The following is a 22,651-nucleotide window of genomic DNA, read 5'->3' as shown; positions in this document are numbered from 1 at the left end:
CCGGCTTGCGCCTGCGTCTCCGGTGGGGGGCGCCGCCCCCCGCTTCGCTCCCCCCGGAGTACTTCGGTCAGTATGAAAGCGAAAGAGGCGCGGGTTTGCACCTGCGCCTCTTGGGTTTCACATCTTGGGTCTCACATTGCGCCAAAACCTGAGCCGGTTGGGCCGCAGGCCCAGAGGCGAGGCAAAAGGCTTGCGCGCAGCGCTCCTTTTGGAAGTGATCAGGCGGCAAGGCCCTTGACGCCCATGTCCAGGAACTTTTCGCGGCGGTCCTTGATCAGGGCTTCGGGCTTCTTGCCCGAAAGCTCTTTCAGCATGGCTTCGATGGCCTTGCCCACCGCTTCGATGGTGTCCTTGCGTCCGCGTTGCGCACCGCCCAGGGGTTCCTTGACGATCCGGTCGATCACGCCCAGCTTTTGCAGGTCCTGGGCGGTCAGACGCAGGGCCTCGGCCGCTTCGCGCATCTTGTCGGCGTCCTTCCACAGGATGCTGGCGCAGCCCTCGGGCGAGATCACCGAATAGACCGAGTGTTCCAGCATGGCGATGCGGTTTGCGGTGGCCAAGGCCACGGCGCCGCCTGAGCCGCCCTCTCCGACCACAACCGAGATCACCGGGACGCCGATTTGCAGGCACTTTTCCGTGGCGCGCGCGATGGCTTCGGCCTGGCCGCGCTCTTCGGCGCCCTTGCCGGGATAGGCGCCGGGCGTGTCGACCAGCGTCACCACCGGCAGGCGGAAACGGTCGGCCATCTCCATCAGGCGGATCGCCTTGCGATAGCCCTCGGGCCGCGCCATGCCGAAGTTGCGCTCGATCCTTGTCTTGGTGTCATGGCCCTTTTCCTGGCCCATCACCACCACCGCCATATCGTTGAACCGCGCAAGCCCGCCCATGATCGCATGGTCATCGGCAAAGTTGCGGTCGCCGGCCAAGGGGGTGAATTCGGTGAACAGCCCCTCGATGTAATCCTTGCAATGGGGCCGATCCTGATGGCGCGCCACCTGGCATTTCTGCCAAGGGTTCAAGGCCTTATACAGGTCCCGCAACATGGTTTCGGCCTTGCGGTCCAGACCCTCGGCCTCTTTGGCCACATCCATCGCCGGATTGGCCCGCGCCAAGGCCCGAAGCTCCTCGGCCTTGCCTTCGATCTCGGCCAGAGGCTTTTCGAATTCAAGGTAGTTCATCGCAGGCTCCCAGCATTACTGCCCTAATATCACTGCCCCTATATGGCGCCTGAACCGCCCAAGTGCAACTCGGCAAGATTTGTCGCATGATCCGCGTGCAGAAAGGGGCTGCGAAAGGAGGCATCATGGCACAGGATTATGAGCGGCGGATGGCACGGGTCATCGACCACATCCATGACAATCCGACCGGCGACCTGTCCTTGGACGCCCTGGCGGATGTGGCGGCGCTGTCGCGGTTCCACTTTCACCGGGTGTTTCAGGCGATGACCGGGATCACCGCGGCGGCCCTGGTGCGGCAAATGCGGCTGCACCGCGCGGCCGTGGCCCTGGTTCAGGGGGGCGAGCCGGTGGACCGCATCGCCCACGCCTGCGGCTTTCCCAGCCGGGCGGCTTTGGCCCGCGCCTTTGCCGATCACTTCGGTGCCACGCCTTTGGCCTTTCGCAAGTCGGGGGCGCATCGCCCCTTTACCCTCAGCCTTCCAATGAAAGGACCTCTCATGCATCCCGTCACCTTGCGGACCGACCCCGCCCGCCGCCTGGCCTGCCTGCCCCACAAGGGCGCCTATCACCAGATCAACCGCGCCTTCGAAAAGCTGGGCGCCACGCTGGGGGCCCGCGGGCTTTACGGCCAGGCCGGGCTGATGGTCGGCGTCTATTACGACAGCCCCGGCGCCGTGGCCGAGGCGGATTTGCGCTCTCATGCCGGGGTGATCCTGCCCGAGGGTGACATCGCGGCCCCGCTGGAGGCGATCACCCTTCCCGCCGGCCGCCATGCCGTCCTGACCTTTCGGGGGCCCTATGCCGGGCTTCAGGCGGCCTATGATCAGCTGTTCGGCATCTGGCTGCCCACCTCGGGCGAGACGCCGGCCGACTGTCCGATCTTTGAAGTCTATCTGAATTCGCCGATGGACACCCTGCCCGAGGATCTTTTGACCGAGATCTGCTTGCCGCTGGCCTGAGCCTGGAAATCTGACCCCGCGGGCCTGCCCCGGAAAACAGCAGCGCCCCGTGACGATGTCACGGGGCGCGTGCCTCCTCCCCAAGTTGCGACGCCGGGCCTCCTCTCCCATTGTCGCCGGGTATACCGTGGGACACTGTTTCGCGCCCCGTAGGACGAATGATTGACGTGGCGTTACCCGCCTGTCAACAAACTTTTACCAGCGCCATTTTTTCAGGCATCCGCCAGAAGCTCTGCCTGTTTCACGATCACTTCGGCCTGTTTGATCGAGGCGATATCGACCAGGCGCCCCTTGTAGACCGTTGCCCCTTGTCCTGCGGCCTTGGCGGTCTCCATCGCTGACAGAATCTCTCGGGCTTCCTGGACCGTGGCATCCGAGGGGGTGAAGACCTCGTTGGCCAAGGCGACCTGCTTGGGATGGATCGCCCATTTGCCGACCATGCCCAGGGTGGCCGCGCGCCGGGCCTGCGCGCGAAAGCCCTCGTCGTCGCCGAAATCGCCAAAGGGGCCGTCCACGGGCAAGATGCCATGGGTCCGGCAGGCCGCCACGATGGCCGCCGTTGCCCAATGCCAGGGGTCGGGCCAATACTGCGCCCCTTGGCGGGCCATGTAGTAATTCTCTTGCGTGCCGCCGATGCCCGTCGTCTGCATCCCCATGCTGGCGGCAAAATCGGCCGCCCCCAGGCTCATGGCCTGCAAACGAGGGCTGGCGCTGGCAATCGCTTCGACATGGCTGATCCCGGCCGCCGATTCGATGATGACCTCAAAGCCCACCCGTTTCGTCCGCCCCTTGGCGCGTTCGATCGCCGTCACCAGGGCATCGACGGCGTAAAGGTCTTCGGCGCAGCCCACCTTGGGGATCATCAGAAGGTCGATCCGCTGTGACCCCTGCTCCAGCAGGTCGACGACATCGCGATACCACCAGGGCGTGTCCAGGCCGTTGATGCGCACCGACAGGGTCTTGCGGCCCCAATCCACCTCATGCGTGGCGCGGATCACCTCGGCCCGGGCCGAGTCCTTGTCCAAAGGCGCCACCGAATCCTCAAGGTCCAGGTTCACCACATCGGCCGCACTGGCCGCCATCTTGGCGAAAAGCGCGGGCCGCGAGCCGGGGCCAAAAAGCTGACAGCGGTTCGGACGGGCGGGCGGAGTCGGTTGCAGGCGAAAGGACAAGATGGCCTCGCAAGTAAGTTTCAATCGTTGCGCCGTCAGGGTTATAATCTTGCGCGGACCCATGCAAGCTGTTTCGCAGGCGCAGCAATAGCCAGACGCGTCTTGACCCGGGGTCAGATTGCCGCCAAACCGCCGAAAACCCCACAGGAGGCCCCATGTCCCGCATCGTCCATGTCAACGGCGAATTCCTCCCCGAGGCAGAGGCCAAGGTTTCGGTCTTTGATCGCGGTTTCCTGATGGCCGATGGGGTCTATGAGGTGACATCGGTCCTGGGCGGCAAGCTGATCGACTTTGCCGGCCATTGTGTGCGCCTGGCGCGCAGTCTGGGCGAGTTGGAGATGACCAACCCCCATACCGAAGCCGAATGGCTGGCCCTGCACCGCGATCTGGTGGCCAAGAATGACATCGTCGACGGCATGATCTATCTGCAAGTGACCCGAGGTAATCCGGGCGACCGCGACTTCGCCTATCCGGCGGCCGACCTGCCCCCGACGGTGGTGATGTTCACCCAGTCCAAACCCGGCCTGGCCGATAGCCCCGCCGCCAAGACCGGCTGGAAGGTGATCTCGGTCCCCGACATCCGCTGGGGACGGCGCGACATCAAGACGGTGCAGCTTTTGTATCCGTCGATGGCCAAGATGGCCGCCAAGAAGGCCGGCGTCGATGACGCCTGGCTGGAGCAAGACGGCTTCGTCACCGAAGGCACCTCCAACAACGCCTATATCGTCAAGGGCAACCGGATCATCACCCGCGCCTTGTCCAGCGACATCTTGCACGGCATCACCCGCGCCGCCGTCTTGCGGTTCGCGGTCGAGGCCCAGATGGAGGTCGTCGAACGCAGCTTCACCCTGACCGAGGCGCAAGAGGCCGACGAGGCCTTCATCACCTCGGCCAGCGCCTTTGTGATGCCGGTGGTGGAAATCGACGGCAAGGCGCTTGGGCTCGGCAAGCCCGGCCCCGTGGCCGCCCGCCTGCGGGAAATCTACCTGGACGAAATGCGCAAGGCCGCCGTCTGATTTCATACTGACTTAAATATTCCCGCCGGAGGCGCAGGTTGACGCCAAGAGCCTCCGGCGGGAATATTTGGGTCAGTTTGAAAGTTCAGCCCTTGGGCGCGACATTGAGCGCGAAGGCCACCTCGAAGGCGGCTTTCTTGGCCGCATCGGCCTCGGTCTGGGTCTTGGCTACCCAATCGGCATAAGGCATGCCATAGACCACTTCCCGCGCCTGATCCTTGGTCATCGCGATGCCCCGCGCCTCGGCGGCCTCCTGATACCAGCGGCTCAGGCAATTCCGGCAGAACCCCGCCAGATTCATCAGGTCGATGTTCTGCACATCGGGGCGTTTTTCCAGAAGGTGATGCATCAGCGCGCGGAAGGCCGCGGCTTCAAGTTCGGTTTTCGGGTCGGTCATTGGGACTCCAATACGGCGCGCAGATGGGGAGCAAGGCGGGCGGCCCAGGCGCCCTGCCCCGCTGCATCGGATATGAGGTCGTTGCGGACCTCGATCAAGGTGTTGTGGCGGCCATGCGCCAGCCCGTGGCGGTCGATGCTGTCACCCGGCAGCGCCCCGGCATAGGGTTCATTGTCTCCGACGCAAAGGTCGGGCTCGGCCATCAGGCGCGCGATCAGGGGCCGGGAAAAGCGCGGGTCCTGATCGGCATAAAGCACACCGACATGCCAGGGCCGGGGGCTGCGGCCCCGCAGGCAGGGGGTGAAACTGTGCATCGCCACCACCGCGCGGCCGTCGGCCAGACCGGCCAAGGCGTCGTGATAGGGGCGGTAAAGCGTCTTGAGGCGGCGCTCGATTTCCGCCTCGGTCACGCGGGCATTGCCCGGAATGATCGTGCCGTCATAAAGCCGCATGACCAGGGTCGGGTCGTCCTCGCCCCGGTTCGGGTCGATCACCAGCCGCGAGAAATCACTGGCGATGACCGGGCTGTCCAACAGCTTTCCCAGGGCCAGCGCAACCCCCAGCGCCCCCACGTCCCAGGCGATGTGGCGGGCCATGTCCGCAGGGGAGATGCCAAGGTCGCCGCCGCAGACATCGGGGGGCACGCGGTTGGACGCATGGTCCACCGTGATCAGAAAAGGGCCGGGGCGCGTGGCCCCATGGATGTGAAAGGCGCTCATGCCCCCGACATAGGCCAAGACGGCGAAAAAGGGAATCACATTGCCGCGCAACAGGCTTTTGCGGCGCTTTCGCCGTCAAAAGCGGCGGAATTCGCATCGGTCTTTGCAGAATGTTCATTTCGACGGCATAAGACGTCATGGCAGTTGCCCCCCGTTGCCGGATCGGCCATAAGACCCGCGGCCCACCGTTAATCGAGACACGACGAAAAGGATCAAGGCATGAGACGCCTTCGGAACGTAAAGATCGTGGCCACTCTGGGCCCGGCCTCCAGCGACTACGCGACCATCCGCGCCCTGTTCGAAGCCGGGGCCGATGTGTTCCGCCTGAACATGAGCCACGGCACCCATGACGACATTCGGGCCCGCCATGTGATCATCCGCAAGGTCGAGGCCGACACCGGCCGCCCGATCTGCATCCTGGCCGACCTTCAGGGGCCGAAGCTGCGCGTTGGCACCTTTGCCAATGGCCCGGTCGACCTGATCGAGGGCGCCAAGTTCCGCATGGACCTGTCGACCGTTCCGGGCGACGTGACCCGCGTGAACCTGCCCCATCCCGAGATTTTCGCCGCCTTGGAACCCGGCGCGACCCTGCTGGTCAACGACGGCAAGATCGCGATGAAGGTTGATGACTGCGGCAAGGATTACGCCAATTGCACCGTCACCGTGCCGGGCGCGATTTCCAACCGCAAGGGCGTGAACGTGCCCGACGTGCTGTTGCCCGTGGCGGCGCTGTCCGAAAAGGACCGCGTTGACCTGGAATTCGCCTGCGAGCTGGGCGTGGACTGGCTGGCCCTGTCCTTTGTGCAGCGTCCCGAAGACGTGCTGGAGGCCAAGGACTTGGCCCGTGGTCGCGCCCTGGTGCTGGCCAAGATCGAAAAGCCCGCCGCCGTGAAGGCCTATGACGCGATCCTGCAGGTCTCTGATGGGATCATGGTCGCACGTGGCGACCTTGGCGTCGAACTGCCGGTCTATACCGTGCCGCCGATCCAGAAGCGCCTGATCCGGGGCGCCCGTGCCGCGGCCAAGCCGGTGATCGTCGCCACGCAGATGCTGGAATCCATGATCGAAAGCCCGGTGCCGACCCGTGCCGAGGTTTCCGACGTCGCCACCGCGATCTATGAAGGCGCCGATGCCATCATGCTCTCGGCCGAATCGGCTGCCGGCAAGTTCCCGATCGAGGCCGTGACCACGATGAACAACGTGGCCATCTCGGTCGAAAAGGACCCGACCTATCGCCAGGTGATCGAGTCCAGCCGTCAGATCCGCCGCGAGACCATCGCCGATGGCATCGTCGCTGCCGCGCGTGAAATCGCCGAGGCGACCAATATCCAGGCCATCGCCACCTTCTCGCAGTCGGGAACGACGGCGGCTTTGGTGTCGCGCGAACGTCCGCGCGTGCCGGTGATCGCGCTGACACCACTGATGTCGACCGCACGGCGCATGGCGCTGACCTGGGGCCTGCATTGCGTCATCTGCGAACCGCAAATCCGGCTGAAGGGCGCCGTTCTGGCCGCCGTCAAGGCCGCCCGCGACGAGGGGTTCGCCGGGGTCGAGGACAATATCGTCCTGACCGCGGGTGTGCCCTTCAACGTCAAGGGCACGACCAATGTGCTGCGCGTCGCCCCCTGCGATGAGCGGTTGATTTCCAACGTCGATCCTGAATAATCGGAAGGGTCCGCGACCTGATGGCTGCGGCCCCTTTTCCGAGGTTTTCATGGATAGTGATTTGATGCTTGTTGTGGGATCGCTGGCCCTCGTGCTGTCGGTCCCATCCCTCATATCCTCTTGGATCGAGGGGCAGGTGCCGCGAATCGGCGCCATCCTCGTGCTGATCGGCGGGGTGCTTGTCGTGGTCGCGCTGAAAGATCACGGGCGCCCCTATACTTTCGCCGAATTGCCCGGTGTTTTCCTTGGGGTTCTGGCTCGGTTCCTGCCCTGACCCCCTTGCGCCCCGCGCCAAGCCCCCCTATACGACCCCACCTGAATACCCTGCACGACCGGGCGAATGTGGCATGCCCGCCGTGCTTAAGATCGGAGATCAAAATGCCCAAGATGAAGACCAAATCCGCTGCGAAGAAGCGGTTCTCCTTCACGGCCAATGGCCATGTGAAGGCGGGGAATGCTGGCAAGCGCCACGGCATGATCAAGCGGACGGCCAAGTTCGTCCGTGACAGCGCCGGGACCATGATCCTGTGCGACAGCGACGAGAAGATCGTCAAAAAATACATGCCGTATAACCGCTAAGGAGAGCCAGATATGTCCCGCGTCAAATCCGGCAAGGTCACGCACGCCCGTCACCGCAAGGTCATTGCCAAGGCGGCTGGCTATTACGCCGCCCGCTCGACCAACTTCAAAACCGCAACGCAGGCCGTCGACAAGGCCCAGCAGTATGCGACCCGCGACCGCAAGGCCCGCAAGCGTCAGTTCCGCCAGCTGTGGATCGCCCGTATCAACGCCGCCGTGCGGCTGTTCGACCCGGCCTTCACCTACTCGCGTCTGATCGACGGCCTGAACAAGGCCGGCATCGTCGTCGACCGCAAGGTCCTCGCCGATCTGGCCGTGCGTGAGCCCGAGGCGTTCAACGCCATCGCCGCCCAAGCCAAGGCTGCCATGGTCGCTGCCTGAAGCTTCTGAAATTCCGGAAAACCCCGTGCCTCTGGCGCGGGGTTTTTCTTTGTCCGCTTGCATCCGGGGGCGTCAGGGGCTAGCACCAACTCCGATTGAAGGAGGCCCCGATGGACGGTCTGGACGCGCTGAAAGCCAAATATCTTGCTGCCTTGGGCAATGCTCAGGGCGAAGCCGCCTTGGAAGAGGTGCGCCTGTCCGCCCTTGGCAAAAAGGGCGAGATTTCCGCCCTGATGTCGACCCTGGGCAAGATGGAGCCCGAGGCCCGCAAGGCCGCCGGCGCCATGTTGAACGTGGTCAAGGACGAGATCGACTCCGCCCTGCGGGCGAAAAAGGCCGCCCTGGCCGATGCCGCGCTTGATGAGCGTCTGCGGTCGGAATGGCTGGATGTCACCCTGCCCGGCCGCCCGCGTCCGCGCGGCACGATCCACCCGGTGTCGCAGGTGATGGAAGAGCTGACCGCGATTTTCGCCGACATGGGTTTCGCCGTGGCCGAGGGTCCGCAGGTCGAAAGCGACTGGTATAACTTTGACGCGCTGAACATCCCGCCCGAACATCCCGCCCGCCAAGAGCATGACACGTTCTTCATGGCCCGCGCCTCGGACGATCCGCGCCCGCCGCATGTGTTGCGCACCCATACCTCTCCGGTGCAGATCCGCGCCATGATGGAGCAGGGCGCGCCGATCCGCGTCATTGCTCCGGGCCGCGTCTACCGGATGGACATGGACCAGACCCATGCGCCGATGTTCCACCAGGTCGAGGGCCTGGCCATCGACCGCGACATCAGCATGGCCAACCTGAAATGGACGCTGGAGGAATTCTGCCGCGCCTTCTTTGAGGTGCCCTCGGTGGAACTCCGCTTCCGCGCGTCGCATTTCCCCTTCACCGAGCCTTCGGCCGAGGTTGATATCCGCTGTTCGTGGAAAGACGGCCAGCTGAAGATCGGCGAGGGCGACTCGTGGCTGGAAATCCTGGGGTCGGGCATGGTCCACCCCAAGGTCCTGGCCTCGGCCGGCGTTGACCCGACCCAGTGGCAAGGCTTTGCCTTCGGCATGGGCATCGACCGTATTGCGATGCTGAAATACGGCATCCCCGACCTGCGCGCGTTTTTCGACAGCGACCTGCGCTGGCTGCGCCATTACGGGTTCAGCGCGCTGGACATGCCCAACCTGCCCGGTGGGCTTTCGTCGTAACCGTCGGACCCCGGGGTATACCCCGGGCTACGCCAATGAATTCTGGCCCGCATAAGGGGACAAGACATGAAATTCACCCTCTCCTGGCTGAAAGATCACCTGGATACCTCGGCCACGCTGGACGAAATCTCCGAGGCCCTGACCGATCTGGGTCTGGAGGTCGAAGAGATCGCCAATCCGCTGGCCAAGATCAGCGCCTTTACCCTGGCGAAAATCCTTGAGGCCGAAAAGCATCCCGATGCCGACAAGCTGCGGGTCTGCAAGGTGGAAACGCTTGAGGGCGTCAAGCAGATCGTCTGCGGCGCGCCCAATGCGCGGGCGGGGATCACCGTGGTTCTTGCCCGCCCCGGCGATTACGTGCCGGGCATCGACGTGACGCTGGGCGTGGGCAAAATCCGCGGCGTCGAGAGCCAGGGCATGATGTGTTCCGAGCGCGAACTCATGCTGTCGGATGAACACAACGGCATCATCGAGCTGGCCTCTGGCACTGTGGGCGAAAGGTTTGTCGACTGGCTGGCCGACAACCGCCCGGCCTTGGCCGATCCGATGATCGAGATCAAGATCACCCCCAACCGCCCCGACGCCTTGGGCGTGCGCGGCGTGGCGCGTGACCTTGCGGCGCGGGGTCTGGGTGTGCTGAAGCCCATGGCGGTCGAGGCCGTGCCCGGTGGCTTCCCCTCGCCCATCGGGGTCAAGATTGCCGATGACGTGAAGGCCAAGGGCTGCCCGCATTTCGCAGGCCGTGTCATTCGCGGCGTCAAGAATGGCGCCTCGCCGGATTGGCTGCAAGCGCGGCTGAAGGCGATCGGGCTGCGTCCGATCAACGCTTTGGTCGATGTGACGAACTATTTCACCTATGACCTGAACCGCCCGCTGCATGTCTTTGATGCGGCCAAGGTGAAGGGCGATCTGCGCATCCATGCCGCCACGGGGGGCGAAACCCTGCTGGCGCTGGATGGCAAGACCTATACCCTGGCCGCCGGCATGATGGCAATTTCGGACGACACCCAGGTCGAAAGCCTGGCGGGCATCATGGGCGGCGAGGCCTCGGGCTGCACCGAAGCGACCGTCGATGTCTTCCTTGAAAGCGCTTGGTGGGACCCGATCACCGTGGCCTCGACGGGGCGTGCGTTGAAGATCAACTCGGATGCGCGCTATCGGTTCGAACGCGGGATTGACCCCCAGTTCACCTTGCCGGGGCTGGAGCTTGCAACCCAGATGATCCTGGACTTGTGTGGTGGCGAGGCCTCGTCTGTGGTGCAGGATGGCGCGCCCAAGGACGTGGCGCGCGCCTATCGCCTGGACCCGGCGCGGCTGGTGTCCCTGGTGGGGATGGATATCCCCGAGGCTACCCAGCGCGCCACGCTCATGGCCCTGGGCTTCACGCTGAACGGTGACATGGCGACCCCGCCGACCTGGCGCCCCGATGTGCTGGGCGAGGCGGACCTCGTCGAAGAGGTCGCCCGCATCGCCTCCCTGACCAAGCTGCAGGGCAAGCCCCTGACCCGCGCCGTGGCCGGTGTGCCGCGCCCGATCCTGACGCCAAGCCAAGTCAAAGAGCGTGCCGCGCGCCGGACCCTGGCGGCGCTGGGGTATAACGAATGTGTGACCTACAGCTTCATCGACGGGGCGGATGCCGCGCTGTTTGGCGGCGGGTCAGATGCGGTGCGGATCGAGAACCCGATCAGCTCGGAGATGACCCATCTGCGGCCCGACCTTCTGCCGGGGCTGCTGCGGGCTGCGGCGCGCAATCAGGCGCGGGGCTTCATGGACCTGGGTCTGTTTGAGGTCGGTCCGGTGTTTTCGGGGGGTGAGCCTGGGGAACAGGCCTTGATGGCCACCGCCTTGCTGGTGGGCGCAAATGCGGCGCGCGACCCCTTTGCCTCGCGCCGGCCGGTCGATGTGTTCGATGTGAAGGCCGATGCCGAAGCGGTGCTGGCTGCCCTCGGCGCGCCCGCGCGCACGCAGGTCAGCCGCAAGGTGGCGGCCTGGTTCCACCCGGGCCGCTCTGGCGTGATTGGCCTAGGGCCGAACATGCTGGCCACCTTTGGCGAGATCCACCCCAAGGTCCTGGCGCAAATGGGCGTCAAGGGACCGGCCATGGCCTTGACGATTGCCGTGGCCAATGTGCCCGACCCCAAGGTCAAGACGCCGACGCGCCCCGCCCTGGGCCTGTCCGATCTGCAAGCGGTCGAGCGCGACTTTGCCTTTGTGGTGGATGCCCGGGTCGAGGCCCTGACGGCGGTGAACGCCGCTTTGGGGGCCGACAAGGTGCTGATCGAAAAGGTAGCGGTCTTTGACCAGTTCACCGGCGAAAAGGCCGAGGCACAGATGGGCGCGGGCAAGAAGTCCATCGCTTTGTCGGTGCGGCTGCAGCCCCGTGACAAGACCCTGACCGATGCCGATATCGAAGCCGTCAGCGCCAAGATCGTCGAAAAGGTGACAAAGGCCACCGGGGGCATGTTGCGGAAGTAAAGCGGCGTCCCGGCCGCGCGTCTGGCCCCGACGCCGCCGTCGGCCGGTCGTCTGGCCCCACGGCTGGGACGCGCTGCCTCCCCGAGCCCGGCCGGTATATGTGGGAAAAGATAAAAGGGGCGCCTCGACCAGGGCGCCCCTTTTTCTTTGCAGCCATGGTCCCAAGGTCAGGTCGCTCCGATCACAACACAGGCGCGACACGGCAAGGCCCCCGGTTTGCCCTTGGCAGCCCCCCTTCCCCTTTCACATTGACCTAAATATCCCGGGGGAGTCCCGGAACGGGACGGGGGCAGCGCCCCCAACCGGAGGCGCAATCACAGCCTTGGTCGCAGGCTTGGGTTCAGCGACGGAACAACCGGCGGAACCAGCCCCGGGTGCGGTCGCCGGCCTCTTGCACCTCGGCCATAGCGGGGTCCACCATGCGCTCCCAGAACTGCAGCCACATGGCGCGGACCCAGAAGATCAGCCCCAACAACAGCGCGATGATCACCAGGTTCAGCCAGGGGAAATAGGTGTAATCCGGCCCCGAGACCTCACGGATCGCAATGGCATTGGGCGTGATCGACAAAAGCGGGATGCGCCAGCCGTAATGCGTCACCATCACCCATTTGTCGCCCTTCAGGCTGGAGGCCACCGCCTGCAGGTTAGAGCTGTCGTATTTGAAATAGGGCGGCCAGATCCAGCCCGTGTCCTCGTTGCGATAGACCATCACCGACCCATCCTGAAACACCGCAGAGATAAAGCGGATGTCGCGGCCATTCGTCGTTTCGGCCGTGCCACTGTCGGGCGAGGCATAGAACATCGAATTCGCCCAAGAGACTGTGGTGATCCGGTTATAGACCTCGGTCACGCGCACCACGTCATGTTGCGGCAGCGTATACCACAGGATCAGGACCAGGATCAGCGCCAAGACCCCCCGGAAAATCCATTTCACCTTGTTCATGTCGGCCTCAATTCGCGTTGACGGCCCAGGCGATCGCCACCACGGCCAGAATGGGGATGATATAGACCAGAACCACGATCCTGGCCCTGAGCGAGCCTTCGTATGCGGCCATGCCCGCCGCGATGAAGTCCTCGCGCGTGCCCGTCTCGCCGCCGTTGTCGTAATCGCGCTCCAAAGCCTCGCGCCGCAGCGAGCGGAAATAGACCGCCACAACCCAATGCAGCAGGGGCAGGACCAAAATCCAAAGGGCGATAGCGCGCAGCATGGCGACCTCCTGCCCTTCAGGTAAGCCCCGGGGGGCTCCGGTTCAAGCCGGGATATTGTCGATCAGCCGCACGCCCTCCAGCCAGGCGGCCGCCAACAGCCTGCGCGGGTGGCCCGGGCGCGGCGCGTCCAGTGTCTCGGCATCATGAAAGGCCAGGTATTCGACGCGGTCAAAACCCGCCGCCAGAAGCCCCGCTTCGGCCTCATGGGCTGGGGTGCCCGCCGCCATCCGCCCCATCCACAAGGGCAAGGCCGCCGCCCGCGCCCGGGCCTGCGCCGACAGCCGCGCATTGCGCGAGGACATCGCCAGCCCGTCCGGGTCGCGTAGCGTGGGGACGCCCAGGACCTCGACCGGGATATTCAGATCTGCGACCATGCGGCGGATGACCTGCAGCTGCTGCCAATCCTTCTCGCCGAACCAGGCGCGGTCGGCCATGGTCATGCCGAACAGCTTGGTGACAACCGTCGCCACCCCCGCGAAATGGCCGGGCCGCAGCGCGCCCTCCAAGGGCAGGGCCACCCCGCCCACGGTCACTTCGCTGGCAAAGCCTGGCGGATAGACCTCATCAGGGTCGGGCACAAAGACCGCGTCCACCCCAAGGGGCGCCAGAAGGGCCGCATCGGCCGCTTCGGTGCGGGGGTATTTCGCCAGATCGGCTGCCGAATTGAACTGCCGCGGATTGACAAAGATCGAGACGATGACCCGGTCAGCACCCTGTTGGGCCGCTTGCACCAAGGACAGGTGGCCCTGATGCAGCGCCCCCATGGTCGGCACCAGGCCCACGACGCCCGTCTTCTTCCAGCCACGCACCAGGGCGCGCAGCTCGTTGACCCTGCGGATGATCATCAGTCGGCAAACCCATGTTCGGGCCCCGGAAAGCGCCGCGCCCGGACATCCTCGGCATAGGCGGCAATCGCATCGGCGGCGGTCAGGCCCAGATCGGCATAGCGCTTCACGAATTTCGGGCGGAAATCGGTGAACAGCCCCAGCATGTCATCCAGCACCAGGACCTGGCCATCGCAATCGACCCCCGCGCCGATCCCGATGGTCGGCACTTTCAGCGCCGCCGTCACCCGCCCCGCCAGCCCCACCGGCACCTTCTCCAGCACCACGGCAAAGGCCCCTGCCGCCTCGACCGCCATGGCATCGGCCAGCACCTTGTCGGCCTCTGCCGCGCGGCCCACGACCTTGTAGCCGCCCAAAGTGTTCACCGCCTGAGGCGTCAACCCGATATGCGCCATGACCGGGATGCCCCGCGCCGTCAGAAAGGCAATCGTCGGCGCCATATGCGCCCCGCCCTCGATCTTGACCGCCGGAGCCCCGGTTTCCGCCACGATCCGCGCCGCATTGCGAAACGCCTGTTCCGGGCTTTCCTCATAGCTGCCAAAGGGCATGTCGATCACTGCCATGGCGCGCGACAGGCCCCGCATCACCGACCGGCCATGCAGGATCATCATCTCCAGCGTGACGCCATGGGTCGAGGGCAGGCCATGTAGCACCATGCCCAGCGAATCGCCCACCAGCGCCACATCGCAATGTGCATCGACCAGCCGCGCCATGGGCGTCGTATAGGCGGTCAGCACGACCAAGGGCGCCTGGCCCTTCTTGGCCGCGATATCGGGCGGCAGAACCGGACGAAGGCTCGCTCCAGGATTAGCGCTCATCTGACAGGCTCCGCAGTTTCCCCCGGGCGGATATGGACACGTTTCCCCCCCACGCGCAAGATTGTTGCGCCGCATCGCAGCGCAGGTCAGGCTTGACCGGGGCGCAACCCGCAGGCGAAATGGCGGGATGGAACATCTGATCGCAATGACCCGCCAGGGCGTCACGCCCGAAACCTCCCGCCCGCCCCGTGTGGTCGAGGGCGACCCCATCCACACGACCTGGAACATCGAAGAGCGCCAGGCCCAACCTGCGCAGGCCCTGCCCGGCGAGGGCCAGACCCCGCATGGCGCGGACAAGGGGATGCTTTACGCGGGCCTCTGGCACACCACGCCAGGCGCCTGGACGGTGAATTACGAGGAATGGGAATATATCCGCATCCTTGAAGGCGTCTCTGTCCTGATCGACGAGCAGGGCGTTGAGACCCGGCTTCAGGCCGGCGACAGCCACATCATCCGCCCCGGTTTCAAGGGCATCTGGCGCTGCATCGAGCCCACTTTGAAGGATTACGTCATCCTCGCCTGACGCGCGCGCCAAGCCCCATGATCCGCCGGCCCATCTGCACAGCCTTGGCGGCCACATGTGCCCCAAAACCAAAAGCCGGACGCTGCCGCCCGGCTTTCATACTGACGCAAGTATTCCGCGGAGGTCCGGAGGAGTCGCACCCCTCCGGTTGGGGAGGTCTGGAGGGGGCAAGGCCCCTTCCAGTGGGGGTCCGGGCCAGTGGGGGGTCCGGGGGGCGAAGCCCCCCGACTTGGGGCCGCCGCGCGGGCCGAGCGCGCAGCGCGAGGCCCCCTGTTCCGAAACCCTTGGCCCCCGATAAGAGTGGCCGCCCGAAACCTCGTTCCGCCAGATTACTTCCCGCCCGCAGCCGCCGCCTGCAGCATGGCGCGGCGTTCGGCCTCTTGGGCCGCCGCCAGTTTGGCCGCGAATTCCGGGTCCGCCGCAGCTGCCTCGGCAATCGCCGCCTCGTCCTTCAGCTTTTGTTCCTGGTTTTCCGGCGTATCGGGCACGGCGCGGCCAAAGGCGTTGTCCATATAGGGCCCCTCGGCCGCCACGCTTTCCTCCAGCGTGCGAACCTTGATCTTCGCCCCGCGCTCGACCCGCTCATACAGGTCGATGGCATCTTGGTTGAACAGCCGGATGCACCCGGCCGAGGTCGCATGCCCGATCGAAGCCGGGTCCATCGTGCCATGGATGCGGAACATCGTGTCGCGCCCGCCGCGATACAGATACAGCGCCCGCGCGCCCAAGGGGTTGTCCAACCCGCCAGACCGTCCGCCGGCATATTCCGCGTAAAGGTCGGGCCGCGTCCGCACCATGTTCGCGGTCGGCGTCCAGGAGGGCCATTCCTCCGTCCGCCCGATCACGCCATTGCCGCGGAAGGACAGGCCCTGCCGCCCCACCGCCACACCATAGCGGATCGCCATGCCGTTTTCCTCGACCAGATACAGCTTGCGGGCAAAGGGATCGACCACGATGGTCCCGGGCTCTTCCTCGCCGGCATAGGCCACGCCGGTGCGCTGATAGCCGTCCTTCAACAGCGCCGGATCGACCGCGGGGATCTCGAAGCCGTTGTCCACCACCGCCTCATAACCCGCCACCGCGGGCGGCGGCACATCGACCTTGGGCGTGGGCGCACAAGCCGCAAGGCTGGCAAGCAGGGCAAAAGCAGAGAGTTTTGAGGCCAAAGCGCTAAATGGGGTCACGACGCCGTTCCGGTCTGTGAATTGTTGCGATTTTCGCACCAAGCGGAGAACGGGCCACCTGTCAACCCCTGGCGTCCCGCGCTGACCTTATTTTGAACAGGCGTTGCCCGGCGTCTAATCCCCATTCAGCTCACGGGCAGCGGACAAGAGCATGATCGGGATGCCGTCGCGGATCGGGAATGCGAGGCCCGCCGCCATCGAAATCAGCTCTTGCCGGTCGGGATCATAGCGCAAGGTGGTCTGGGTCTGGGGGCAGACCAGCGCTTCCAGCATGCGGCGGTCGGTTTCGGGCGAGGTCATTGCAGAACCTCATCCTCGCCGCCCGATTGCAGGGCAAAACTGATCAGGGTTTGCAGGACCTTGCGTCGGGCCGCGAGGTCGGGCGCCTCCAGCAGGGCCTGTTTCTCTTCGGGGGCAAAGGGGCACAGCATGGACAGGGCGTTGATCATCAACTCGTCTTCGGCCGTTTTCAGCGCGCCCCAGTCAACCCCCAGCTGGCGCTGTTTGAAAAACCGCGCCAGGTCGGCCAACAGGCCGTCGCGGTCCATGCCCGGGTCGGTTTCGGCGCGGCGTTCGGCCGAGAAAGACGCCCAATCCGGCCGCGCCCGGCGATAGGGCTGAAACCCCGTGACCTCTTCGGCGACGCGGAACCGCGCCACGCCGGTCAGGGTGATCATGTAACGCCCATCTTCGGTTTCCGAAAACGACGTCACGCGCCCGGCACAGCCCACCTGGTGCAGGTGGTCGCCCGAGGGTTGGATCATGCCGATCATCCGGTGATCGGTCTTCAGCGCGTCCCCCAGCATGGTCAGGTAACGCGGTTCAAAGATATGCAGCGGCAGGCGCGATCTTGGGAACAGGATCGCGCCGGGCAGCGGGAAGAGGGCGATGGTCTCTGGCAGGTCGGTCATCAACATGATCTGGCGCATCCCACCGAAATGACAAGTCAGGCGAAGATCATCGACGACAGCCGACGACGACCGGCGAGCGCAATCGGGTCCTGGGGCTTCAGCGCGCCAAAGATGGTCAGCAAAAGCGTCTTGGCCGCGCCCTCGTTCCACTCACGGTCCAGCTTGAACAGGTCCAAGAGCAGATCCACCGCGCCTTGCACATCCCCCGCCGCCTGCAGCGCGGTCGCAAGGTCGAACATCAGCTGAAGGTTGCCCGGATCGCGGGCAAGCGCCGCGCGAAGTTCCTGTTCCGGCCCCGCATTGGCCGCCTGACGGGCCAGCTCGATCTGGGCTTTCGCGGCCGAGACTTCCGGCCCCCCCGCGATCTTGGCCGGAGCGGCGGCCACAAGCGCCTCCGCCTGGTCCAGATCGCCCAAAGCCAACTGCGCACGGATCAGCCCGCCATAGGCGGCGGCGTTCTCGGGCTCTTCGGCCAGGATGGCGGCGAAGGTCTCGGCGGCGTCGGCCGCGGCGCCATCGGTCAGCATCTGTTCGGCCATCTCCAAAGCCTCGGTCAGGCCCTTGTCGGGGCCGGCCATGGCGATCAGGCCATCGACGAATTTCTTGATCTCTGACCCAGGAACGGCGCCCTGAAAGCCATCGACCGGCTGGCCGTTCACAAAGGCATAGACGGTCGGGATCGACTGGATGCGCAGCTGTCCCGCGATCATCTGATTCTTGTCAACGTCGATCTTGACCAGCTTGACCTTGCCCTTGGCGGCCGTCACCGCGGCCTCCAGCGCCGGGGTCAGTTGCTTGCAGGGCCCGCACCAGGTGGCCCAGAAATCAACGATCACCGGCACGTCGCGGCTGGCCTCGATCACGTCTTTCATGAAGCTGGCTTCTGTGCCGTCTTTGATCAGATCGGCCGCCACAGGAGTTTCCGTCAGTCCGAACATCATGCCCTCGGGTCAAGTTTTGTCCATATATGCGGGGCGCAGGGCCAAAGGCCAAGGGGTCAAAGCGAAAATGCCCTTGGCAAGGGGGGGGAGGTTGGGCCAAATGCGGCCATGCAGATTGAACCCACCTCCCTTCCCGATTGTGTCATCCTGACCCCTGCACGTTTTGGCGATGCCAGGGGCTGGTTCAGTGAAACCTGGTCCGCGCGGCGTTTTGCCGAGGCGGGATTGCCCGGCGACTGGGTGCAGGACAACCATTCGTTTTCCGCCAGCGTCGGCACGCTGCGGGGGCTGCACTTTCAACGCCCGCCCCATGCGCAAGACAAGCTGGTGCGCTGCACCCGTGGCGCGATCTTCGATGTGGCGGTGGATGTGCGGGTTGGCTCTCCGACTTATGGGCGCTGGGTCGGCGTCGACCTGACGCCCGAGAATGGCCGGCAATTGCTGGTCCCCAAGGGCTTCCTGCACGGTTTTGTCACAAGGGCCCCGGATACCGAGGTGCAATACAAATGCACCGACACCTATGCGCCCGATTGTGACGGCGGCATCCGCTGGGATGACCCTGTGATCGGCATTGATTGGGGCGTCACGGACCCCGTCCTGTCCGCCAAGGACCAGGTTGCCCCCCTGCTGGCCGATTGGGTCAGCCCCTTTGTCTGGGAGCCGAAATGAAACTTCTTGTGACAGGTGGCGCGGGCTTCATTGGCTCGGCCGTGGTGCGGCAGGCTGTGGCCAAGGGACATGAGGTCGTGAACCTTGATGCCCTGACCTATGCGGCCAATGTGGAGAACGTGGCTTCGGTGTCCACGTCGAACCTGTATTCGTTTGAACAGGCCGATATCCGCGACCGCGTGCGGCTGGACGAGATCTTTGCGCTTCACCGCCCCGATGCGGTGATGCATCTGGCCGCCGAATCCCATGTCGATCGGTCGATCGACGGGCCGGGGGATTTCATCCTGACCAATATCAACGGCACCTTCAACATGCTGGAGGCCGCGCGGGGCTATTGGACGCGCGCCGGGAAGCCTGCGGGCTTCCGCTTTCACCATATCTCGACCGACGAGGTTTTCGGGTCCCTGGGCGACACGGGCCAGTTCACCGAAGAAACGCCTTATGACCCGCGCAGCCCCTATTCGGCCTCGAAGGCCGCTTCGGATCACCTGGTGCGGGCCTGGGCCGAGACCTATGGCCTGCCGGTCGTCCTGACGAATTGCTCCAACAACTACGGCCCCTTCCACTTTCCGGAAAAGCTGGTGCCGGTGGTGATCCTGAACGCGCTGCATGGCCGTCCGATCCCAGTTTACGGCGCCGGTCTGAACGTCCGCGACTGGCTTTATGTCGAGGATCACGCCGATGCCCTGTTGACCGTGGTGGCCAAGGGCGAACTTGGCCGCAGCTATAACATCGGCGGCGAGAACGAGGCGCGCAACATCGACCTCGTCCGCCTGATCTGTCGCCTGATGGACGAGATGCACCCCGCAGGTGCCCCGCATGACCGGCTGATCACCTTTGTGACCGACCGCCCGGGCCATGATGCACGCTATGCCATTGATCCCGCGCGGATCAGGGCGGAACTCGGCTGGCGGCCCTCGGTGACGCTGGAGGAAGGGATGCGCCGCACCGTCCGCTGGTATCTGGACAACGAGGCCTGGTGGCGGCCCCTGCTCGACCGGCAAGGCGTGGGGCAACGTCTGGGCACCAAAGCATGAAGCTGATCGTATTCGGTCAAACCGGCCAGGTGGCGCGGGAATTGCAACGCCTGGTGCCCGAGGCGCGGTTCCTGTCCCGCGCCGAGGCCAACCTTGCCGATCCGCAGGCTTGCGCGGCGGCCGTCCGCGACTGTGACGCGGTGATCAACGCCGCCGCCTGGACCGCGGTCGACAAGGCCGAAACCGAAGAGGCTGCGGCCACTGTCGTCAACGGTCAGGCCCCCGGCGCCATTGCGCGGGCCTGTGCGGCGCAGGGCTTGCCGTTTCTGCATATCTCGACCGATTATGTCTTTGACGGCCAGGGGACGGCGGCCTTCAAGCCCTCCGACCCTGTGGCGCCCTTGAACGCCTATGGGCGGTCGAAACTGGAAGGCGAACGTCAGGTTCTGGCCTCGGGCGCGCAGGCCTTGATCCTGCGGACCTCTTGGGTCGTGTCGGCGCATGGGGCGAATTTCGTCAAGACCATGCTGCGGCTGGGCCGCGACCGCGATACGCTGAACGTGGTGGGCGACCAGGTCGGCGGCCCGACCCCGGCCGCGGCCATCGCCGAGGCGCTGTTGACCGCCGCCCGCGCCATGACCCAGGGCGTGCCGGGTGGCGTGCATCACTTCTCGGGCGCCCCCGATGTGTCCTGGGCCGATTTCGCGCGCCAGATCATGACCCAGGCGGGATTGTCCTGTCAGATCAACGATATACCGACCTCTGCCTATCCGACCCCCGCCAAAAGGCCCGGCAATTCCCGCATGGATTGCAGCGCGCTTCAGGCGGCCTTTGGCATCCAGCGCCCCGATTGGCGCGCCCATTTGACCCAGATCATCAAGGACCTGACATGAACCGCAAAGGCATCATCCTCGCAGGCGGCTCGGGCACGCGGCTTTGGCCGATCACCATGGGCGTGTCGAAACAGCTTTTGCCGGTCTATGACAAGCCGATGGTCTATTATCCGCTGTCGGTCCTGATGCTTGCCGGCATCCGCGAGATCGCCTTGATCTCGACCCCCGAGGATCAGCCAGCCTTCATCCGGCTTTTGGGCGATGGGTCGCAATGGGGGATTTCGATCACCTATATCATCCAGCCCTCGCCCGATGGGTTGGCGCAGGCCTATCTGCTGGCCGAAGACTTCCTCGATGGCGCGCCCTCGGCCATGGTCTTGGGCGACAATATCTTCTTTGGCCACGGCCTGCCGGAAATGTTGGAAGAAGCCAAGACCCAGGAAAAGGGCGGCACGGTCTTTGGCTACCGCGTGGCCGATCCGGAGCGCTATGGGGTCGTGGCTTTCGACGCCGAAGGCCGGGTGAGCCAGATCATCGAAAAGCCCGAGGTTCCGCCCTCGAACTTCGCGGTGACGGGTCTGTATTTCCTGGATGGCGATGCGCCGCGCCGGGCCCGCGCGATCAAGCCCTCGCCGCGCGGAGAGCTGGAAATCGTCGACCTGCTGGACACTTACCTGAAAGAGGGCAGCCTTTCGGTCCAACGCATGGGGCGCGGCTTTGCCTGGCTTGACACCGGCACCCATGCAAGCCTGATCGACGCCGGCAACTTTGTGCGCACCTTGACGGAACGTCAGGGCCAGCAAGTGGGCAGCCCCGACGAGATCAGCTTTCGCGCCGGGTGGATCGACCGCACGGCCATGGCGGCAAGGGCGGAAATGTTCAAGAAGAACGATTACGGCCGCTATCTGAAAACGGTCCTGGCGGAAACGGCCAGTTGATCTCGCGCCCGATCAGGGACGACATCAGCGCAAGGGCCAGGGCCGCCGCGGCCAGGGCCGAAAGCGCCTCCCGAAAGGGGGGCGTCGTGGCCTTTGCCTCATGCGCCCGGGCCAGAATCGCATAGGGCGCATCCAGCAAGCGGCCCTCGATCCGGGCGCGCACCTCGAACTGAGCCAGGTTCTTTTGCACCTCGGCATACTGGCTTTGCATCAGCGCGAGTTGCCTTTGCCCCGCCGCATCCAGGTCCTGTCCCGAGGACAGCGCGGCGATCTCTTGCCACAAGCGATCCTCTTCGGCACGATACAGGCTAAGCCTTTCGGCCCCAGCGTCGATCTGGCCCGCATCGGCCAGGTCCATGATCTGAAGCGCCAGGTCATTGGCGGTGCGGACGGCCTGGTCGGGGTCCGGCAGGCGGACGATGACCAGAAGGCCAATATTCTGAACCGCATAGCCCAGGGTCGTGCCCGCAGCACTGGTCAGCGGTTGCAGCGCGATGGCCTGCGAAAGGGCAACGGCAGAGGCGATTCCGTGCCGGGCCGCGGTGGCCTCCAGCATGTCGCGGGTGAAAAGGCGGCTTTCGATCAGCGGGACCGAATCGCCGCCGGGGCGGATCTGGACGACGGCAAAGGCCTCGTAGGCCGGGGTGGCATTCCAGAACCGGCCCAGGACCAACAGGAAAACCAGGCACAGCGCGACCGACAGCACGCGCATGGGGCCGCGCAACGGAGCGCCGCCGATCCTGACCGTTCTGCCCACCATTCGACTTCTGCCTTTCCCGCGCTTGGGTCGGGTATGCCAGAAGATTGGGGCCGAAGTTTGATGCCGATCAGGCGCGGATGCGGATCAGATGGGGCGGCGGATCAGGTTGGCGGCCTCGATCACCAGGGGGCGCAGGCCCATGCCGCCGCCATCCAGCACCTCGAACAGGTGGCGGCGCATCCGCGGCTCCCAAAAGTCGTTTATGTGACTGGAAAGCCCCTCCAACCCCTCGGAATGGGGCTTGGATTCCATGAATTTGGCTATCTGGTTCGCCATGGTGATCAGTTTGGCATGGGGCGTCAGGGTTTG

27 protein-coding genes are annotated in these 22,651 nt (G+C 65.0%); 13 read left to right on the top strand and 14 right to left on the bottom strand.

Annotated features, from left to right (window positions below; genetic code table 11):
- Positions 1-218 precede the first annotated feature (218 nt).
- Entirely contained in the window at positions 219-1,178 is a 960-nt protein-coding gene (locus NX862_RS07535; RefSeq protein WP_264493268.1) for an acetyl-CoA carboxylase carboxyltransferase subunit alpha, read from the bottom strand.
- A 125-nt stretch (positions 1,179-1,303) separates the two neighbouring features.
- On the opposite strand from NX862_RS07535, the gene NX862_RS07530 reads away from it, so the two are divergent.
- Positions 1,304-2,137: an AraC family transcriptional regulator gene (locus tag NX862_RS07530; protein ID WP_264493267.1), complete on the top strand. Its 834-nt coding sequence runs from the start codon at positions 1,304-1,306 to the stop codon at positions 2,135-2,137.
- A 212-nt stretch (positions 2,138-2,349) separates the two neighbouring features.
- On the opposite strand, the gene NX862_RS07525 is transcribed toward NX862_RS07530, so the two are convergent.
- Complete coding sequence (locus NX862_RS07525) at positions 2,350-3,309, bottom strand: L-malyl-CoA/beta-methylmalyl-CoA lyase (RefSeq protein ID WP_264493474.1); 960 nt, start codon at positions 3,307-3,309, stop codon at positions 2,350-2,352.
- 155 nt (positions 3,310-3,464) lie between these two features.
- On the opposite strand from NX862_RS07525, the gene NX862_RS07520 reads away from it, so the two are divergent.
- Positions 3,465-4,325 carry a D-amino-acid transaminase gene (locus NX862_RS07520; RefSeq protein ID WP_264493266.1) on the top strand — a complete coding sequence of 287 codons (861 nt, stop codon included), beginning with the start codon at positions 3,465-3,467 and terminating at the stop codon, positions 4,323-4,325.
- An 85-nt stretch (positions 4,326-4,410) separates the two neighbouring features.
- Here NX862_RS07520 and NX862_RS07515 read toward each other — a convergent pair whose 3' ends face one another.
- Positions 4,411-4,722, bottom strand: coding sequence for a DUF1244 domain-containing protein (locus NX862_RS07515; RefSeq protein ID WP_264493265.1), 312 nt, complete (start codon positions 4,720-4,722; stop codon positions 4,411-4,413).
- Positions 4,719-5,441, bottom strand: a complete 723-nt coding sequence (locus tag NX862_RS07510; protein ID WP_264493264.1) for an N-formylglutamate amidohydrolase — start codon at positions 5,439-5,441, stop codon at positions 4,719-4,721. Before NX862_RS07510 ends, NX862_RS07515 begins: the two co-directional genes overlap by 4 nt.
- Before the next feature lie 219 nt (positions 5,442-5,660).
- On the opposite strand from NX862_RS07510, the gene pyk reads away from it, so the two are divergent.
- The 6 genes from pyk to pheT all read left to right on the top strand — a co-directional run bounded on the left by pyk (position 5,661) and on the right by pheT (position 11,734).
- On the top strand, positions 5,661-7,106 hold the full coding sequence (gene pyk, locus NX862_RS07505; protein ID WP_264493263.1) for a pyruvate kinase: 1,446 nt from the start codon (positions 5,661-5,663) through the stop codon (positions 7,104-7,106).
- 64 nt (positions 7,107-7,170) lie between these two features.
- Complete coding sequence (locus NX862_RS07500) at positions 7,171-7,380, top strand: hypothetical protein (protein WP_264493262.1); 210 nt, start codon at positions 7,171-7,173, stop codon at positions 7,378-7,380.
- 104 nt (positions 7,381-7,484) lie between these two features.
- Complete coding sequence (gene rpmI / locus NX862_RS07495; protein WP_264493261.1) at positions 7,485-7,685, top strand: 50S ribosomal protein L35; 201 nt, start codon at positions 7,485-7,487, stop codon at positions 7,683-7,685.
- A gap of 12 nt (positions 7,686-7,697) precedes the next feature.
- Complete coding sequence (rplT, locus tag NX862_RS07490) at positions 7,698-8,066, top strand: 50S ribosomal protein L20 (protein ID WP_264493260.1); 369 nt, start codon at positions 7,698-7,700, stop codon at positions 8,064-8,066.
- Positions 8,067-8,185: 119 nt separating this feature from the next.
- Positions 8,186-9,259: a phenylalanine--tRNA ligase subunit alpha gene (gene pheS, locus NX862_RS07485; RefSeq protein ID WP_264493473.1), complete on the top strand. Its 1,074-nt coding sequence runs from the start codon at positions 8,186-8,188 to the stop codon at positions 9,257-9,259.
- Between the two features lie 66 nt (positions 9,260-9,325).
- Entirely contained in the window at positions 9,326-11,734 is a 2,409-nt protein-coding gene (pheT, locus tag NX862_RS07480; RefSeq protein WP_264493259.1) for a phenylalanine--tRNA ligase subunit beta, read from the top strand.
- 340 nt (positions 11,735-12,074) lie between these two features.
- Here pheT and NX862_RS07475 read toward each other — a convergent pair whose 3' ends face one another.
- From NX862_RS07475 to panB, 4 genes are read right to left on the bottom strand one after another with little or no spacing between them, the layout of a single operon-like run.
- On the bottom strand, positions 12,075-12,677 hold the full coding sequence (locus tag NX862_RS07475) for a DUF1523 family protein (RefSeq protein ID WP_264493258.1): 603 nt from the start codon (positions 12,675-12,677) through the stop codon (positions 12,075-12,077).
- Positions 12,678-12,684: 7 nt separating this feature from the next.
- Complete coding sequence (locus NX862_RS07470) at positions 12,685-12,942, bottom strand: hypothetical protein (protein ID WP_264493257.1); 258 nt, start codon at positions 12,940-12,942, stop codon at positions 12,685-12,687.
- Between the two features lie 42 nt (positions 12,943-12,984).
- Positions 12,985-13,788 (bottom strand): pantoate--beta-alanine ligase, encoded by an 804-nt coding sequence (gene panC, locus NX862_RS07465; RefSeq protein WP_264493256.1) that lies wholly within the window; start codon positions 13,786-13,788, stop codon positions 12,985-12,987.
- Positions 13,788-14,606: a 3-methyl-2-oxobutanoate hydroxymethyltransferase gene (gene panB, locus NX862_RS07460; protein WP_264493255.1), complete on the bottom strand. Its 819-nt coding sequence runs from the start codon at positions 14,604-14,606 to the stop codon at positions 13,788-13,790. Before panB ends, panC begins: the two co-directional genes overlap by 1 nt.
- Before the next feature lie 127 nt (positions 14,607-14,733).
- On the opposite strand from panB, the gene NX862_RS07455 reads away from it, so the two are divergent.
- Positions 14,734-15,129, top strand: a complete 396-nt coding sequence (locus NX862_RS07455; protein ID WP_264493254.1) for a cupin domain-containing protein — start codon at positions 14,734-14,736, stop codon at positions 15,127-15,129.
- Between the two features lie 329 nt (positions 15,130-15,458).
- On the opposite strand, the gene NX862_RS07450 is transcribed toward NX862_RS07455, so the two are convergent.
- The 4 genes from NX862_RS07450 to trxA all read right to left on the bottom strand — a co-directional run bounded on the left by NX862_RS07450 (position 15,459) and on the right by trxA (position 18,162).
- Positions 15,459-16,313, bottom strand: a complete 855-nt coding sequence (locus NX862_RS07450) for a L,D-transpeptidase (RefSeq protein WP_264493253.1) — start codon at positions 16,311-16,313, stop codon at positions 15,459-15,461.
- A 114-nt stretch (positions 16,314-16,427) separates the two neighbouring features.
- Positions 16,428-16,613 carry a Trm112 family protein gene (locus NX862_RS07445; protein ID WP_264493252.1) on the bottom strand — a complete coding sequence of 62 codons (186 nt, stop codon included), beginning with the start codon at positions 16,611-16,613 and terminating at the stop codon, positions 16,428-16,430.
- A complete protein-coding gene (locus NX862_RS07440) occupies positions 16,610-17,233 on the bottom strand; it encodes an LON peptidase substrate-binding domain-containing protein (RefSeq protein WP_264493472.1) in 624 nt (207 codons plus the stop codon). Before NX862_RS07440 ends, NX862_RS07445 begins: the two co-directional genes overlap by 4 nt.
- Before the next feature lie 26 nt (positions 17,234-17,259).
- Entirely contained in the window at positions 17,260-18,162 is a 903-nt protein-coding gene (trxA, locus tag NX862_RS07435; RefSeq protein WP_413694542.1) for a thioredoxin, read from the bottom strand.
- 111 nt (positions 18,163-18,273) lie between these two features.
- Between trxA and rfbC the strand changes: the two genes are divergently transcribed.
- From rfbC to rfbA, 4 genes are read left to right on the top strand one after another with little or no spacing between them, the layout of a single operon-like run.
- Complete coding sequence (gene rfbC, locus NX862_RS07430) at positions 18,274-18,834, top strand: dTDP-4-dehydrorhamnose 3,5-epimerase (RefSeq protein ID WP_264493250.1); 561 nt, start codon at positions 18,274-18,276, stop codon at positions 18,832-18,834.
- Positions 18,831-19,871 carry a dTDP-glucose 4,6-dehydratase gene (gene rfbB / locus NX862_RS07425; protein WP_264493249.1) on the top strand — a complete coding sequence of 347 codons (1,041 nt, stop codon included), beginning with the start codon at positions 18,831-18,833 and terminating at the stop codon, positions 19,869-19,871. The genes rfbC and rfbB overlap by 4 nt, the downstream gene beginning before the upstream one ends.
- Positions 19,868-20,704 carry a dTDP-4-dehydrorhamnose reductase gene (gene rfbD, locus NX862_RS07420; protein WP_264493248.1) on the top strand — a complete coding sequence of 279 codons (837 nt, stop codon included), beginning with the start codon at positions 19,868-19,870 and terminating at the stop codon, positions 20,702-20,704. The genes rfbB and rfbD overlap by 4 nt, the downstream gene beginning before the upstream one ends.
- A complete protein-coding gene (gene rfbA / locus NX862_RS07415; RefSeq protein WP_264493247.1) occupies positions 20,701-21,582 on the top strand; it encodes a glucose-1-phosphate thymidylyltransferase RfbA in 882 nt (293 codons plus the stop codon). The genes rfbD and rfbA overlap by 4 nt, the downstream gene beginning before the upstream one ends.
- Here rfbA and NX862_RS07410 read toward each other — a convergent pair.
- Entirely contained in the window at positions 21,524-22,294 is a 771-nt protein-coding gene (locus tag NX862_RS07410; RefSeq protein ID WP_264493246.1) for a hypothetical protein, read from the bottom strand. The genes rfbA and NX862_RS07410 overlap by 59 nt on opposite strands.
- 132 nt (positions 22,295-22,426) lie before the next feature.
- Positions 22,427-22,645 carry a formate dehydrogenase subunit delta gene (locus tag NX862_RS07405; protein WP_264493471.1) on the bottom strand — a complete coding sequence of 73 codons (219 nt, stop codon included), beginning with the start codon at positions 22,643-22,645 and terminating at the stop codon, positions 22,427-22,429.
- Positions 22,646-22,651 lie beyond the last annotated feature (6 nt).

Origin of the sequence: Stagnihabitans lacustris, from assembly GCF_025950525.1 — a bacterium.
Lineage (GTDB): Bacteria > Pseudomonadota > Alphaproteobacteria > Rhodobacterales > Rhodobacteraceae > Stagnihabitans.
Note: the sequence above shows the minus strand (reverse complement) of the source record. Positions and strands in the feature narration are given on the sequence as shown.